The organism is Pseudoalteromonas sp. APM04, assembly GCF_022809815.1.
Classification (GTDB): Bacteria; Pseudomonadota; Gammaproteobacteria; order Enterobacterales; family Alteromonadaceae; genus Pseudoalteromonas; species Pseudoalteromonas marina.
The window spans coordinates 622796-636623 of sequence record NZ_CP094442.1 but is presented as its reverse complement, the minus strand read 5'-3'; the positions used below and the strand labels follow the sequence as shown (position 1 = coordinate 636623).

Sequence of the window (13828 nt, the reverse complement as noted above, 5' to 3'; positions counted from 1 at the left end):
TAATTCTTATATGAGTTGTTATTTTTTAAGTGACAACTTTGCACCTTTTAAGCTTTTACGCACATTAGATATACGCGAACGGTTTACCGCGCGAGCTTCGCCCGTTGCTTGCCCTGATAACTTATTAGAACGAGTACGGCGTAAGTGAGCCGGCTTTTTACCTATTTTATCAATAAGCACTTCGCGGTTACTCACTTCATAGCCTTCAAGGTAAACACGCTTAATTTTTTGACCAATTAATGCTTCGATTTCAAATAATGTATTTTCTTCTTCACGGCTTACAAACGATATTGCTTGGCCTTGATTACCAGCACGGCCTGTACGGCCAATACGGTGAACGTAATCTTCAGCAAGCCATGGTAAGTCAATATTAATTACACGCGGTAATCCATCAATATCAATACCACGCGCAGCAACTTCAGTGGCCACTAACACACGTACCTTACCTTCTTTAAACTCACGTAAAGCACGGCGTCGGTTACCTTGTGACTTATCGCCATGGCAAACGGTTGCAGGAATGCCATCGAGATTTAATTCTTTAACTAGCTCATCCGCTGTGTCTTTCATATTTACAAACACAAGTACTTGCTGCCAGTTCTTTTTACCAATCAGCTCAGAAAGAAGTTCTTGTTTGCGGCGCTCTTCCACTGGGTATACAACGTGCTGTACAGTAGATGCGGTACTGTTAGTTTGGTCAACACGCACAATTTCAGGTTGCTTAAGTACCTTAGAAGCAAATTGTTTAATAGCTGCAGGGAATGTAGCCGAAAATAATAAAATTTGACGGTCATCAGCACAGCTTTTAATCACAGTTTGCATATCTGTGATAAAGCCCATATCAAGCATACGGTCGGCTTCATCAAGTACTAGGTGCTTTACATTGGCCAAGCTTAAGTTACCTAGGCGAATGTGATCTAATAAACGACCCGGAGTTGCGACTACAATATCAACGCCTGCTTTTAATGCGTTTTCTTGGCCTGCGGTATTTACTCCACCAAATAAACTCACTACTTTTAGTGAGGTATGCTTTGCATATTCTTTACAGTTATTGGCTATTTGCTCTGCTAATTCTCGTGTTGGTGCTAAAACCAAAGCAGTAGGTGCATTGGTTGTACTTAAGTCTGATTCAATTAATTTTTGGATAACAGGTAAAGCAAACGCGGCAGTTTTACCGGTACCAGTTTGTGCACTGGCTAAAACGTCTTTACCTTTACGAACAGCTGGAATTGCTGCGCGTTGAATGGGCGTAAGAGTGTGATAGTTGAGTTCGTCTAATGCCTGGATGATTTCAGGTGCGAAACTAAAAGATTTAAAATTCATGCTGTATAACCTACGGCCACATTATCAAGGGTCGCAAATTATACAGTAAAAATGAGCCAACAGTTAGTTTTAAACAATATTACTATTTAAATATTTTGTTTTATTAAAGTACCTTACCTGTAACCCAAGAGTTTCTTTCACAAAGTAGCCGCAATCTCACTTCTCGCAAAAATATTTACCTCATAAAAATTTACAAAATATACTTATTATTAATTTTTTTAAACGTGTTATTGCTCTACAGCTTTCTTATGTATAGAATTCAAGCCCCATTTAAGGGACATTTAAATAAGGATTTAATAATGATAAAAAGATGTTTAACTGCAGCAGTATTAGCAAGTGCTTTCGTAGTAACCCCAGCGCAAGCAAATGTTAACCCATGGCAACAATGTGGTATCGGTGCAATGGTTTTTCCTGATAATGGTACAGCCGCTGCTATCTCAAACATTATTTGGGATTTAGGAACAACAGCTGTTTCTTCAAATGTTTCATCTGTAGAAAGCTGTAAAGGTGCAAACGTTAAAACTGCACAATTTATTCAACAAACATTCCCAATCTTAGAGCAAGAAATTGCACAAGGTGAAGGCGAGTACATCTCAGCAATGCTTAATGTACGTGGTTGTGACAGCGCAGCTCACACGCAAATGATCTCAACAATACGTAATGATTTTGCTCAAACATCTGTAAACGATGCTCAGGCTCTTTACACACTTGTTGAAAGCAACATTGCTAGCCAGTTCTCAGCTAACTGTTCTGCAATATAATATATAAAAGGGCTAATTTAGCCCTTTTAGCTCTTCTACCCCAAGCCCGTTGGGTATTTATGAAAATTCATTCTTCAATAATTTTTATTTTTTTTATTGCTTCGTTTAATATTCAAGCATCAACAACATTAAAACAATTATCACAACATCCCACATGGCTAAGTTTAGGCCATTACAAAAAACCAGCGTTTAATGAGAGCTATATTACAAACACGTCATTTTTTATATCTCCACTGGGAGCAACAAGCCCTTTTGAAGAACTAAAAGCGACTGTGCAAAGCTTTAATTCAAATCCATTAACACAATGCAAATACCCAGCAAGATACACGTGGCTACAAAAACAAGGGCTCACATTTACACAGCCTAAATCCTCCTGTATTGAACTAGAACAATGGCGAGATGAGCAGCCTATACATTCTATAAGCCTAATATTTGCATCGGGTTATATGAGTAACCCCGCATCACTTTATGGGCATTTGTTGTTAAAACTAAATCGGTCATCAGCCAAAAATAATAAACTACTCGATTACAGCATAAACTATGGTGCTCATGTACCGGATAACGAAAATGGACTAGTTTATATAACAAAAGGCTTGTTTGGCGGTTATAAAGCGGGATTTTCAGATCAATTATTTTACCGCCACCAACATAATTATGGCGAGATAGAACTAAGAGACCTTTGGGAATATAAGTTAGCCTTAAAAAATAACGATACAAGGTTTATTGCTAATCATTTATGGGAAATACTCGGTGCGCAATTCGATTACTATTTTGCTGATGAAAACTGTGCTTTTCATATTGCGCAGCTAATAGAGCTTGTTATAGGAGAGCAGTTAACAAATAACAGTTCGCCTTGGATGATCCCTACAACTGTTTTTTCAAAATTAAATCAGGCAACTTATAACAATAAAAAGCTGGTTCAAGACGTACTCTTTACGCCATCTAGGAGTACTGTTTTTATTGAGTACATGAAAAAGCTGACGGCCAACGAATCAAACATTGCAGAGAAAATATACAAAACACCTGATTTTCTTGAGCAAAATGATTTCACCTCACTCAATATAAAAAGTAAAAAGCGAATTATTGAAACATTATTTGAACTAGTCCAATTACAGCAAATAAAAAAACACAATATTGACCATATTAAAAGCTTAAAAAAGGCGCTTATTAAAACGCGTTTAACACTCCCAATTGGTAATGAAGTGCTAGTCTCATCATATACCCAACAAGCGCCTCACAAAGGGCAAAAGCCGTCAAACATTTCTGTTTCTTCAACACGAGTAAATGAACAGCACAACCTAGGGTTAGGATTTAGGCTAAGTTATTTTGATTCCTTAGCGTCAGATGTTGCACGCATTGCGTTTTCTAATTTAGAAATGGTTGATACCGAAGTCTCAATTTTAAACTCTAAGGTGTACCTAGATAAACTACACTTACTGGACCTTGAGTCCTTTTCACCAGCCTACGTTGAATGGCCACAAGAAAATAACTTATCATGGAAAATTAATGCTGGTTTTGAAAGACAGAATACACTTTGCCGAAGCTGCACAAACACGTTTTTAATGGGGGGAATAGGTAAATCTTATCTCACTAACAATAATAAAACCTTAATATTCACGCTTGCTAACGGGTATATTGGAGATCTCGCTGCTACAGACAAGATTTATGATTCATCGTTAGAACTAGGTGTAATAACAACACTATACTCAGATATAAAATTAAGAGCTTCTCACGAACAATTTATTTTAGGAAATGATGAGAAGTCATCAACTCAAGCTGAAATATCAATTCCAATTAATCAAAATTTTGACATTCGTTTCAGTTATAAGCATGCAAACTTAACAAGCTGGAAATTTAAATTAAATTATTACTGGCAATAAAATAGGCCAAAATTGAATTCGTCTGAGCACGTTTCACTTTTGGCTTAAATCTTAATTAAGAAAGAGTTAATACTTCATCGCTGTTAAGTAAACGCGCCTTGCCACCTACTACATCAGCTTCATTTAACTGATTAATGAGTGGCAACCCTATTTGTTGCTGCTCATCATTCAGTGGCAAATACGGCAATCTAAATACGGGGGTTACCGCGCCCGTCATCATCAATGCCGTGTTTATTGCAATCGGGTTTGGCTCGCAAAACAACCAGTTCATTAAAGGTTGTAATGAGCTATTTAACGCATCATTTTTAGTATCCATTAGCTGGCGAAACAACCCAGGAATAAGATTAGAGGTAACCGATATAACACCGTGGGCTTTGTGTACATGGCGTGCGTCGTGCGCTTCGTCATCGTTACCAGACCAGCACGCAATACCTTGCTGCTCGTAATGTGCAATTCGCTCGTTACCACCGCATTCTTTTACACCAATTAAGTTAGGGTGTTTTGCTAATGGCTCAATAATATCAGGTGTTAAATCTTGCCCTGTGCGCCCTGCTACGTTGTAAATAAACGCAGGGCCTATATCGAGCACGCGTTTAAAGTGCTCTTTTACACCCGCAATAGACGTACGGCCATAATATGGATTAATTTGCAGCGCTGCATGCATTCCACTTGCAAAGCCATATTTAGTAGCTTTTATTGCCTCGCGTGTATTATTACTGCCTGTATTACCAACAATTAGTAACTGATTGCCATACTTGTTTGCACTGTGCGCAATAAGCATTAAATGCTCTTCCCAGTTCATTAACTGACCTTCGCCGGTTGTACCACCAACCACAATGCCATCTACACCCGCTGCAATTTGTATTTCGACGAGTTCATCATACTTGACTAAATCTATTTCACCATTAGCTAAATACGGGGTTTTAATAGCAGTAATTAAGCTTGCTTGTTTAATTTGTTCTAGGGTGCGCATAAAAATTCATTATTTATAAAACTTGCGCTATTTGTAACATACTTACACGCATTTTTGCAGGCCTAAGCTAATAATAAACGTAAAATGGCTTGTGTTATTTAGTTTGATAATACAAAATACAAACACTGTACATTTAAACAGTGTTTGTATTTTTAACTTTAAGCGAGCCTTTATGCGTTTATCTGACTACTTAGCCACTCATTTTTATACCACCGATGAGCTTTGCCATGCTTTAAATATTGACGCCGAGCAACTAGATACGTGGCAGCAGCAAAGTATTTTTCCTAAACCAAGTTATTGTATAAAAAGCCAGTTAAGTTGCAGCTCGTATTCTGGTTTGTATGAATGTGAAGAGTACGATGATTATTACCCGCGAGGTTGTGTAAATTGGGGGCAAGGGCTAATAAAACAAAAAATTGAATCCTCAAGCAATGCCTTTAATTACTTTGCGCAGCAGTACACAGCAAGCCTGAGTAAACTTGCTCAGCAAGGCTTTAATTTTAATGAAGAATTATTTGGCTGCGAAATAGACGAGCATTTACAGCAAGTGTGGCAACAGTTTTTATGCAGCAAATACGGTGTACTGACACAAAACGGGTTAATTGACGAAATAGTATGTGTGGATATAGGCCGCTTGCTGGTAGACGATATTACTGAATTGCGTACTAAAGGAAGTTTAAACCAACAAGAGCGTACGCAGCTTCACCCCGCTATGAAGCTGCTTAATAAAGCATTAGGGCACGGGGCTGATCACGAAAAACAACACACATTGCGTGCCCGTTACATAGATGCACTTATTTTAAAGTACGATTTATCGATTAAATAAATATAAATACGGCTGAGATTTATACAAGCTTGGGGTTTAAAATACAGAGTAACGCAAATGGCGATATATGTTTACGTCGCCACTGTATTTTACTAACTAACTAATAAGAGTGCTTTTTACTATCCAATGGTGTTGTAAACGTCAATATTACTGCTTGTTAGAAGCCCGGTAACTTGTGTTCCAAAAGCTTTAAAATGTGGCTCGTTTTTGTGCGATTCAAAATGCTCATCTGATGCCCACTGTTCAGTCACTAAATAAGTCGTTTGCTGCGCGTCACTTTTTACCGATAGCTCATAACGTAGACAGCCAACTTCTTGGCGCGAGTACTTTTGCAGGTTTTCGAGTGCAGTTAATACAACATCTGCATCAATATTTTTGCTCGCGATTGTGGCAATTACCGTTAACATGATCAGTCCTTTTTAAAAACAAAGGTGCAGTTTTGCTACACCTAATGTTGTTTTGCGTATTTTATTACTGATCCCACTGCGGCGCAAAATCAGGCGTTGCTTGGCGGTCGCCACAATCAAGTGCATCAATACGGGCAATGTCTTCATCGTCTAACTTAACATGGTCGTTAAAGTTATCTTCCAAGTTTTTACGCTTGGTTGACGATGGAATAGTAGTCATATCATTTGCGTTTTCCCAAGCAATTACAATTTGCGCAGGTGAAGCGTTATGCTTATTCGCTATATCAAGAATCGTTTCATCTTTTAGTACTTTACCGACCACAAACGGCATATAAGCCGTTACGTGTATACCGTGCTGAGCGCAAAACGCACGTAATTTTGTATTGGTTAAGTACGGATGTACCTCAACTTGGTTAGTAAATATTTCACGCGAGTCTAGCGTTTGCATTGCTTCGTTTAAGTTTGCAATAGTGAAATTAGACACGCCAATATGTTTTGTTAAACCAAGCTGTTTAGCTTTTAAAAGCTCAGTTAGGTACTCACTCATTGGCTCATCGTTTGATGGCGCAGGCCAATGAATAAGCAATAAATCAACAGAGTCTACTTGCAGCTTTTCTAAAGACTTTTCTACGCTTGCAATAAAATCAGTTTTATTGAGTTTGTTATTCCACACTTTAGTCGTTAAAAATATTTCGCTGCGCGGAATGTTACTATCTTTTATAGCTTGGCCTACTTGCTCTTCGTTACCATAAATTTGCGCTGTGTCTATATGGCGAAACCCGACATCTAATGCCATTTTTACCGAGTTGTATGCAGTATCGCCTTCTAAACGAAATGTTCCAACACCTAAATTCGGCATTTCAATTACACGTTGTGTCATGAATCTATCCTTATACGTTGGTTTAAAATACAGCTATTGAATAGCGTTAAAAAATACACCTTTTACTTTCTCAAAAAATAACCTCACAGTAGCTATGAGGTTATAAAAATGCGTTTCAAGGGTTTAATGATACAAAGTTTACACTTTATGCTCGCTGAATTTCACGCTTATCGAGCAAGCCACTGTAACGAGTCACTATAAGTGCCAATACAGAAATGACGGCGCCTATCCATGCTGTGTCTCGCAGAGTCATACTTTCCACTACGCTTCCACCAATGATTGAGCCAAGTGCTATACCAATATTAAAAGCGGCTATATTTAATCCAGATGCAACATCCACAGCATTAGGTGTATGTTTTTGTGCTTGTTTTACAACGTAAAGCTGTAAGCCTGGCACGTTACCAAACGCAAAGGCGCCCCAAACTAAAATGGTAAGTACGGCAGCTACTTTATTATCCATGGTAAATGTAAGTGCCAATAAAATAATGCTAAGAGCACTAAATATAATACTGAGTGCACTTATTGGTCCGCGTTTATCCGCAAGTTTTCCACCCCAAATATTGCCTACCGCTACAGATGCACCATAAACCAGCATAATTAAACCAATAGCTGAGGGTGCAAAGCCAGTTTCCTGCTCTAAAATCGGCGCTAAATAAGTAAATGCTGTAAACGTGCCGCCATAGCCTAAAATAGTCATTAAATATACGAGTAATAAGCGCGGTTTAACAATAACCTGAAGCTGTTCTTTAAAGGTTGCAGGGATAGACTGCTTCAAGTTTTTGGGTACCAAAATAGCACTTCCTACCAAAGCAATTAAGCCCAACACTGATACCACTAAAAATGTTGCACGCCAGCCAAAATGCTGGCCTATCCACGTTCCTAATGGCACTCCTGTTACAAGTGCAACCGTGAGTCCCGTAAACATAATTGCAATAGCGCTGGCCTCTTTATCTTTACTTACTAAGCTTGTGGCAATCATAGAACCAATTGAGAAAAACACCCCATGGGCTAAGCCTGTTAAAATACGCGCAAGTATTAATGTTTCATAACTTGGCGCTTGCCATGCTAATAAGTTCCCCAGCACAAATAAGCCCATTAAGCTTATAAGTACAATTTTACGATTCCATTTCCCGGTGAGTGCAGTAAGTACCGGTGCACCAATAGCCACACCTACCGCATATAAACTCACTAGCAAACCCGCTGAAGGTAGGCTTACGCCTAAATCGTTTGCAATAGTAGGCACTAATCCCACTATTACAAACTCGGTTGTTCCTATTGCAAATGCGCTTAAGGTGAGCGCCCACAAAGCCAATGGCATAATTAAATCCTCATTATTTGTTAAGACTTACAGTTTGACTAAAAATGTGTTTGCAAAAAATAGCATTAGTGACAAAATACTTTTGTAATAAATGCAAAAGTAAGGTGCTAAAATATGGCTCAGCATGCAAAAACCGAAGACTTAGAAATGTTTTTAACGGTAGTAGATAGCGGGAGTTTTTCAGCAGCCGCGAATTTGCTTAATCAGCAAGTAGCAAAAGTGTCGCGTGCCGTGTCTCGTCTTGAAAATACGCTACAATGTACGTTACTAAACAGGACCACTCGCCGATTAGAGCTAACCGAAGAGGGCCATACCTTTATTAAATATGCTCGTGATGGCTTAAACACCTTACAAACCGGCGAAGAGGCAATCAAACTGTTAAAACAGTCGCCCAGTGGAAAGTTACGTATTGATGCAGCAAGCCCTTTTGTACTGCATCAATTGGTACCTTTGATTGCTGAGTTTAATATGCAGTACCCCCACATTACGCTTGATATTACCTCTCACGACAGCATTATTGATTTACTAGAGCATAAAACTGACCTAGCCATACGTATTGGTGATTTAAAAGATTCAAACCTGTATGCAAAAAAGTTGGGGGCCAGTAAATTGCATTTGGTCGCAAGCCCTGAGTATTTGAAAAACGCACCTGAACTTACTCAAGCAAGCGATTTGGGCCAACATAAACTTATCGGCTTTACCGACTCACCCGCGCTCAATAACTGGCCTCTTAACATACCCTCAAAGCTTTCGTTTGAAATCACAGCAAGCAGCGGCGAAACAATTAGACAACTATGTATAGCAAACCAAGGCATTGCTTTACTCTCGCATTTTATGATTGGAAACGATTTAAAAGCTGGTAGGTTAGTCAATGTTTTACCAAATAGTATTAAAACACCAAACCACCGAGAAGATATACAAGCCGTTTATTACAAAAACAGTGCGGTGTCGTCTCGCATTGTTGCATTTTTAGATTTTATAAAACCAAAGCTTGCATTATAAGTGGCCTTTTTACGCTTTTAATCAGTATAAACAGACTTATAATTAATAAAGGATTGATATGGACTCGTTAACACAGGTTGCTTTGGGTAGTGCTGTAGGCTTCGCCGTGCTAGGCAATAAAATTGGTCGTAAAGCGGTATTTTGGGGTGCAGCGCTTGGCACCTTGCCCGACTTAGATGTTTTTTTACCTTATGGCGGCCCTGTAGAGTCATTTACTTATCATCGCGGTTTTAGCCATTCCTTCTTTATCCATTTATTAATAAGCCCACTTATCGTATGGCTTATATTAAAATTACACTCTGGCATGCAAACTTACAAAGTGAGATGGTTTTGGTTAGTGTTTTTGTGCTTATCAACCCACGCATTGCTAGATAGTTTTACCGTATATGGCACCCAATTAATGTGGCCGTTTACTGAGCACCCTTTTGCGTTATCAAATATGTTTATAATTGATCCCCTTTATACACTTCCATTATTGCTAGGATTGGTGTGTACGTTACTTCCTAAAGTATCATCAAACACCGCCTACAAAATTAATAGTATTGCGCTTGGATTAAGCTCACTTTATTTATGTACGTCTTTTGCATTGAAAGTCATGATTGATGACAAAGTAAAAACGGCGCTAAACAACAAAAACATTACGTATGAGAAGTATATAAGCACACCAGCGCCACTTACTACCTTGCTTTGGCGAGTCGTTGTTATGTCTGACGATCATTACTATGAAGGCTATGCCTCTGTATTTGATGAACCCGACGAGGTAACACTTAGTGCATATCCTACAAATCCCTCGCTATTAAATAACATTAAAAATGAATGGGGTGTAAAACGCTTGCAATGGTTTACAAAAGGGTTCTATTCAGTAAGAGAGCAGCAAAACAAAGTGATTTTGTCAGACTTGCGCATGGGAATGGAATGTCAGTATGTGTTTAATTTTCAAGTAGGTGAAATAAATTCAGAGGGACTCACAGCCAGTAATTTTGACAAAATAAGTCAACGTCCAAGCTTCAATGATATGGATAAAATATGGGATAGAATTTGGCAACCCAGCAATTCACTCCTCAACAATACATGCAACAACGATACTAATCATTAAATAGTGTTATCGTCCCCAAACAGCTGAGTTCTATTTTTACCAAGCGATTTTGCTTGGTAAACAGCGTTGTCTGCTTGTGTAAATAAATCTATAAATGTGTTTATTGTATTACTTATGGTCATACCTATACTCACAGTCACAGGCTTATTATCGACTAATATGTCCGCAATAATGGCATGCAATCTATTACAAAATAGTAAGGCCCCTTTTTTATCTGTGTCTGATAGCATGATTAAAAATTCTTCACCACCATAGCGGGAAATTAAATCGGTTTGTCGTCCAAAACTTTTTAGTGCTTGCCCAAGCTCTTTTAAAACACGATCGCCTTCTAAGTGGCCAAAAGTATCATTAATTAATTTAAAATTATCTATATCTATAACAAGCAAGGCTACAGACTGCTTTGATCTTAACGATTGTTCTAACAGTAAAGTACTGCGGTAATTCATTTCTCTTCTGTTTAACAAATTAGTTAGCTCGTCAGTAGAAGCTAATGACTTTAACTCTTCAGCCTGCTCTTCTAGTTTTTCTCGTGTTTTTATTAGCTCATCATAAAGTTGATCCTGCTTTGATGAATTGAATAGGCTCCAAAACACCAATCCCTCTTCATTTATATGCGCGTTAATAGTCATCGGGGTTTTTCGCCCTTGCCCATTAAAAATGATCAACTGCATTTCTTCAGACTTTTTCTCATGAAGTACGGTGGGAATAAGGTAGCTTTGAAAAAAAATTCTTGACGATTTTGTCAAAATTTTATTTATATTTTGACCCACTAACTCGTCCGGCTTCCAAAGTAAGTGGCTTTCAAAATAGTTGTTTACATAAACAATTGTATTTTTAGAGTCAGTTATTAAAGCACCGCATAGAAAGCAGTCAACTGAATAAGTTGTTGGTGTTACATTATTTGGGTTGAATTTACTCACACCAATTACTGCATGTAATTAATAATAGATTCACTTACAATCTCGGGATGAGTCATTTGTAAACAATGACCTTGGGCGGCTATAACAATGAGCGAGCTGGTTTCTATCTCTTGTTTTACGAACTCACCAACAGATACATCCGCCAAAGCATCATCTTGGCTTTGCAAAATTAATGTAGGTTGTTTTATTTTCTTTAATAGAAAACGATAGTCAGAAAAAAACGTCGCCTCTGCGAAATTTTTGGCTATAACAGGATCGGTAGAACAAAAACTACCTGAAAGCTCGCCAATCAACTCAGCCGAGTTAGCATTACCTACAACTAAAGGTGCAAGGTAATCAGCCCAACCGATATAATTTTTATCCATTAAGCTTAATAATTCTTGCAAGTCTTCTTTATCAAAGCCACCTTGGTAATCTGGCGGGAAATTTAAAAAGCAAGGCGAGGGGCATACCATAATTAACTTACTAATTAAATCAGGCCTTTCAAAAGCAGCCAAGGCACCAATCATACTACTGACAGAATGACCAACAAATACAACATCAAATAATTCCAAAGCAGTACATACTTCTATAACATCTAATGCATAACCTTCTAGTTTCTTGTATCGCTGTTTGTCGTATTGAGATATATCCGAATTACCTGACCCCACATAATCGAAAAGCACAACCCTAAATTGCGTATCTAAATAAGGGGTTAAAAAACGCCACATGTTTTGGTCACAACCAAAACCATGTCCGAATAATAATGTTTTAGGGCCGCTACCAATTATTTTTACGTTATTTCTAGATTTTATTGTTTCTGAATTTAGCACGTTAAAATACGCCTTTATCACAAGTAACTAATCAATGTTGTCGCTAAGCTATTAAAAGTTAATTTGTATTCACTTTTAACTAAATTAGCAGCCATATAAAATACTTTTAAACATACTTACAATAGTACAGAATTAATTTTGGTGTTCGTATTGGCCTCTGTATACCTCAAAAACTTTTAGGACTGTGAGTTGTTCTTTTGACAAATTATCGTACCAATCATCAAATAATTCGTCATTTTCTTGCTCGCTCAACGCCATATAGTGAGCCAGCAGCTCAATAATATCGTTGTGGTTGCATGCAAGATGGTTAACTTGCTGTGCTAAGGCACTATGGTCGCGCTCTCTTAAGGTCTCCATTACCCCTTGATCTATTTGTTCTTGTTGTATTGCGTCGCTCATAAAATACCTCAGTACCTACTGTAAATATGGTTTAACTATTTTTATTGTTGTGTTTATAGTTATAACAGCCTAAACATGAATAGCCAGTATTTTTGAACTAAGTGATTACTTTTTGATTTATTTGTTTAAATAGCCATCAGGAGTGTTTATAAAAGCATCACATATTGAAAAGCCAATAAAAAATACACCAAATTACAACTCGTAATTGTTGTGTTTATAGCTATCTAAAAACGTCGTATTTTAGGGTGAGCGGCAAGGCAAGGGTATTAAAATGAAAGAGGTAACTCGTTAAAGTTACCTACATATTGGTGAATTTATTTTACAACAACAGAAAACTCAGGCACAGCTTGAATTACTTTTTTAACAGTACATGTATTTACTGCCGCAATTAATGCTTTTTTATACTTTTGAGGAAAACCATCAGGCAAATTAATTTCGATTGAAAATAACTTTTTACCATTTTCATCTACATTTTCGTTGTTTTGTGTAAGTGTCATACCTTCTGTAGAAATGTCACGTTGCTCACAAAATTTTCGCGCATAAAACCCTGCACACAAAACCATACTCACTAAAAAGTAGTCAAATGGTTCTGGGTGCTCTGCACCACCACCAGCCGAAATACTCTGATCGCTAATGACTTCCAAATCACCAAATTTAGCACTTTGCTTTTGGCCTTCTAATAATGAAACCGAAATTTCCATAACTATTCCTTACTTTCCAAACAATAATTCAAAAAAGCCTGGTGGCTCATGTAGTTTATGATATTTTTTTCGTAAATCATCAATGCGTTTAAGCGGTACTTTAGCAGCAGTAAGCCCTTGCTGATTAGCCGCTTGTTTAGCAAGCCTTGCTTGTGTAAGCACTTTATCAAGCCCCTTAACCGACTGTTCGGGCTTCTTGTAAAACTTTGCCGTTTTGCTTACTTCAACCAGCTTAATAAATTCATCAATTGCGGTATTAAACTCTGTTAACTGGCTAGCTTGTACCGCTTTTTTATAAGCAAGCCCTGTGTTTTTCATGTTTAATTCTAGATCAATAGTCTCGCTAGCATAACTGAGCGAGCTAAATAAAATGACAATAATGAGGTAAGTGTATTTCATGAATAACCCTAAAAAAACTGATAATACAAATTGTATCAAGTAAACAGAATAAAGTAACGAATCAGCAATCACTCTTTATATGCTGTAAAGGGGGTTTACAAATTATTATTGGTAATTGTCAGCATTAAGTTAAA

The 13828-nt window shown here is 37.7% G+C and carries 15 protein-coding genes; 5 read left to right on the top strand and 10 right to left on the bottom strand.

The genetic code is table 11. From position 1 onward, the window contains the following. Window positions 1-18 precede the first annotated feature (18 nt). Entirely contained in the window at window positions 19-1320 is a 1302-nt protein-coding gene (locus MTP24_RS18720; RefSeq protein WP_006791752.1) for a DEAD/DEAH box helicase, read from the bottom strand. A 299-nt stretch (window positions 1321-1619) separates the two neighbouring features. Between MTP24_RS18720 and MTP24_RS18715 the strand changes: the two genes are divergently transcribed. Both MTP24_RS18715 and MTP24_RS18710 read left to right on the top strand, forming a co-directional pair. Next, the gene (locus tag MTP24_RS18715; protein ID WP_243534087.1) at window positions 1620-2081 is read left to right on the top strand and encodes a DUF3015 family protein; all 462 of its coding nucleotides are present in this window, start codon (window positions 1620-1622) and stop codon (window positions 2079-2081) included. Between the two features lie 59 nt (window positions 2082-2140). Continuing rightward, window positions 2141-3961: a DUF4105 domain-containing protein gene (locus tag MTP24_RS18710; RefSeq protein ID WP_243534085.1), complete on the top strand. Its 1821-nt coding sequence runs from the start codon at window positions 2141-2143 to the stop codon at window positions 3959-3961. Window positions 3962-4016: 55 nt separating this feature from the next. On the opposite strand, the gene dapA is transcribed toward MTP24_RS18710, so the two are convergent. Beyond that, window positions 4017-4934: a 4-hydroxy-tetrahydrodipicolinate synthase gene (gene dapA / locus MTP24_RS18705; protein ID WP_243534083.1), complete on the bottom strand. Its 918-nt coding sequence runs from the start codon at window positions 4932-4934 to the stop codon at window positions 4017-4019. 172 nt (window positions 4935-5106) lie between these two features. Here dapA and MTP24_RS18700 point away from each other — a divergent pair, with 172 nt between their 5' ends. After that, window positions 5107-5760, top strand: coding sequence for a DUF6058 family natural product biosynthesis protein (locus MTP24_RS18700; protein ID WP_008127925.1), 654 nt, complete (start codon window positions 5107-5109; stop codon window positions 5758-5760). A gap of 119 nt (window positions 5761-5879) precedes the next feature. Here the strand turns inward: MTP24_RS18700 and MTP24_RS18695 are convergent, their stop codons facing one another. From MTP24_RS18695 to MTP24_RS18685, 3 genes are all read right to left on the bottom strand, one after another. Next, complete coding sequence (locus tag MTP24_RS18695; protein ID WP_243534081.1) at window positions 5880-6167, bottom strand: putative quinol monooxygenase; 288 nt, start codon at window positions 6165-6167, stop codon at window positions 5880-5882. 64 nt (window positions 6168-6231) lie between these two features. Further along, on the bottom strand, window positions 6232-7047 hold the full coding sequence (gene dkgB, locus MTP24_RS18690) for a 2,5-didehydrogluconate reductase DkgB (protein WP_008127928.1): 816 nt from the start codon (window positions 7045-7047) through the stop codon (window positions 6232-6234). A 145-nt stretch (window positions 7048-7192) separates the two neighbouring features. Then, window positions 7193-8365, bottom strand: a complete 1173-nt coding sequence (locus MTP24_RS18685) for an MFS transporter (RefSeq protein ID WP_039037448.1) — start codon at window positions 8363-8365, stop codon at window positions 7193-7195. 114 nt (window positions 8366-8479) lie between these two features. Here MTP24_RS18685 and MTP24_RS18680 point away from each other — a divergent pair, with 114 nt between their 5' ends. After that, a complete protein-coding gene (locus MTP24_RS18680) occupies window positions 8480-9367 on the top strand; it encodes a LysR family transcriptional regulator (RefSeq protein WP_008127930.1) in 888 nt (295 codons plus the stop codon). Between the two features lie 58 nt (window positions 9368-9425). Beyond that, window positions 9426-10463: a metal-dependent hydrolase gene (locus MTP24_RS18675; protein WP_243534078.1), complete on the top strand. Its 1038-nt coding sequence runs from the start codon at window positions 9426-9428 to the stop codon at window positions 10461-10463. Here the strand turns inward: MTP24_RS18675 and MTP24_RS18670 are convergent. The 5 genes from MTP24_RS18670 to MTP24_RS18650 all read right to left on the bottom strand — a co-directional run bounded on the left by MTP24_RS18670 (window position 10460) and on the right by MTP24_RS18650 (window position 13694). Next, on the bottom strand, window positions 10460-11383 hold the full coding sequence (locus MTP24_RS18670; protein ID WP_138739663.1) for a diguanylate cyclase: 924 nt from the start codon (window positions 11381-11383) through the stop codon (window positions 10460-10462). The genes MTP24_RS18675 and MTP24_RS18670 overlap by 4 nt on opposite strands. 5 nt (window positions 11384-11388) lie before the next feature. Continuing rightward, a complete protein-coding gene (locus MTP24_RS18665) occupies window positions 11389-12195 on the bottom strand; it encodes an alpha/beta hydrolase (protein WP_243534076.1) in 807 nt (268 codons plus the stop codon). A 132-nt stretch (window positions 12196-12327) separates the two neighbouring features. After that, window positions 12328-12594: a hypothetical protein gene (locus MTP24_RS18660; protein ID WP_243534074.1), complete on the bottom strand. Its 267-nt coding sequence runs from the start codon at window positions 12592-12594 to the stop codon at window positions 12328-12330. 314 nt (window positions 12595-12908) lie between these two features. Then, window positions 12909-13295 carry an OsmC family protein gene (locus MTP24_RS18655; RefSeq protein ID WP_008127939.1) on the bottom strand — a complete coding sequence of 129 codons (387 nt, stop codon included), beginning with the start codon at window positions 13293-13295 and terminating at the stop codon, window positions 12909-12911. Window positions 13296-13304: 9 nt separating this feature from the next. Further along, the gene (locus MTP24_RS18650) at window positions 13305-13694 is read right to left on the bottom strand and encodes a cytochrome b562 (protein ID WP_039037452.1); all 390 of its coding nucleotides are present in this window, start codon (window positions 13692-13694) and stop codon (window positions 13305-13307) included. Window positions 13695-13828: the final 134 nt, after the last annotated feature.

Bases quoted from the DNA above. Each gene is read 5' to 3' on its own strand.
- MTP24_RS18720 (WP_006791752.1), bottom strand. From the start codon at position 1,320: ATGAATTTTAAATCTTTTAGTTTCGCACCTGAAATCATCCAGGCATTA.
- MTP24_RS18715 (WP_243534087.1), top strand. From the start codon at position 1,620: ATGATAAAAAGATGTTTAACTGCAGCAGTATTAGCAAGTGCTTTCGTA.
- MTP24_RS18710 (WP_243534085.1), top strand. From the start codon at position 2,141: ATGAAAATTCATTCTTCAATAATTTTTATTTTTTTTATTGCTTCGTTT.
- dapA (WP_243534083.1), bottom strand. From the start codon at position 4,934: ATGCGCACCCTAGAACAAATTAAACAAGCAAGCTTAATTACTGCTATT.
- MTP24_RS18700 (WP_008127925.1), top strand. From the start codon at position 5,107: ATGCGTTTATCTGACTACTTAGCCACTCATTTTTATACCACCGATGAG.
- MTP24_RS18695 (WP_243534081.1), bottom strand. From the start codon at position 6,167: ATGTTAACGGTAATTGCCACAATCGCGAGCAAAAATATTGATGCAGAT.
- dkgB (WP_008127928.1), bottom strand. From the start codon at position 7,047: ATGACACAACGTGTAATTGAAATGCCGAATTTAGGTGTTGGAACATTT.
- MTP24_RS18685 (WP_039037448.1), bottom strand. From the start codon at position 8,365: ATGCCATTGGCTTTGTGGGCGCTCACCTTAAGCGCATTTGCAATAGGA.
- MTP24_RS18680 (WP_008127930.1), top strand. From the start codon at position 8,480: ATGGCTCAGCATGCAAAAACCGAAGACTTAGAAATGTTTTTAACGGTA.
- MTP24_RS18675 (WP_243534078.1), top strand. From the start codon at position 9,426: ATGGACTCGTTAACACAGGTTGCTTTGGGTAGTGCTGTAGGCTTCGCC.
- MTP24_RS18660 (WP_243534074.1), bottom strand. From the start codon at position 12,594: ATGAGCGACGCAATACAACAAGAACAAATAGATCAAGGGGTAATGGAG.
- MTP24_RS18655 (WP_008127939.1), bottom strand. From the start codon at position 13,295: ATGGAAATTTCGGTTTCATTATTAGAAGGCCAAAAGCAAAGTGCTAAA.
- MTP24_RS18650 (WP_039037452.1), bottom strand. From the start codon at position 13,694: ATGAAATACACTTACCTCATTATTGTCATTTTATTTAGCTCGCTCAGT.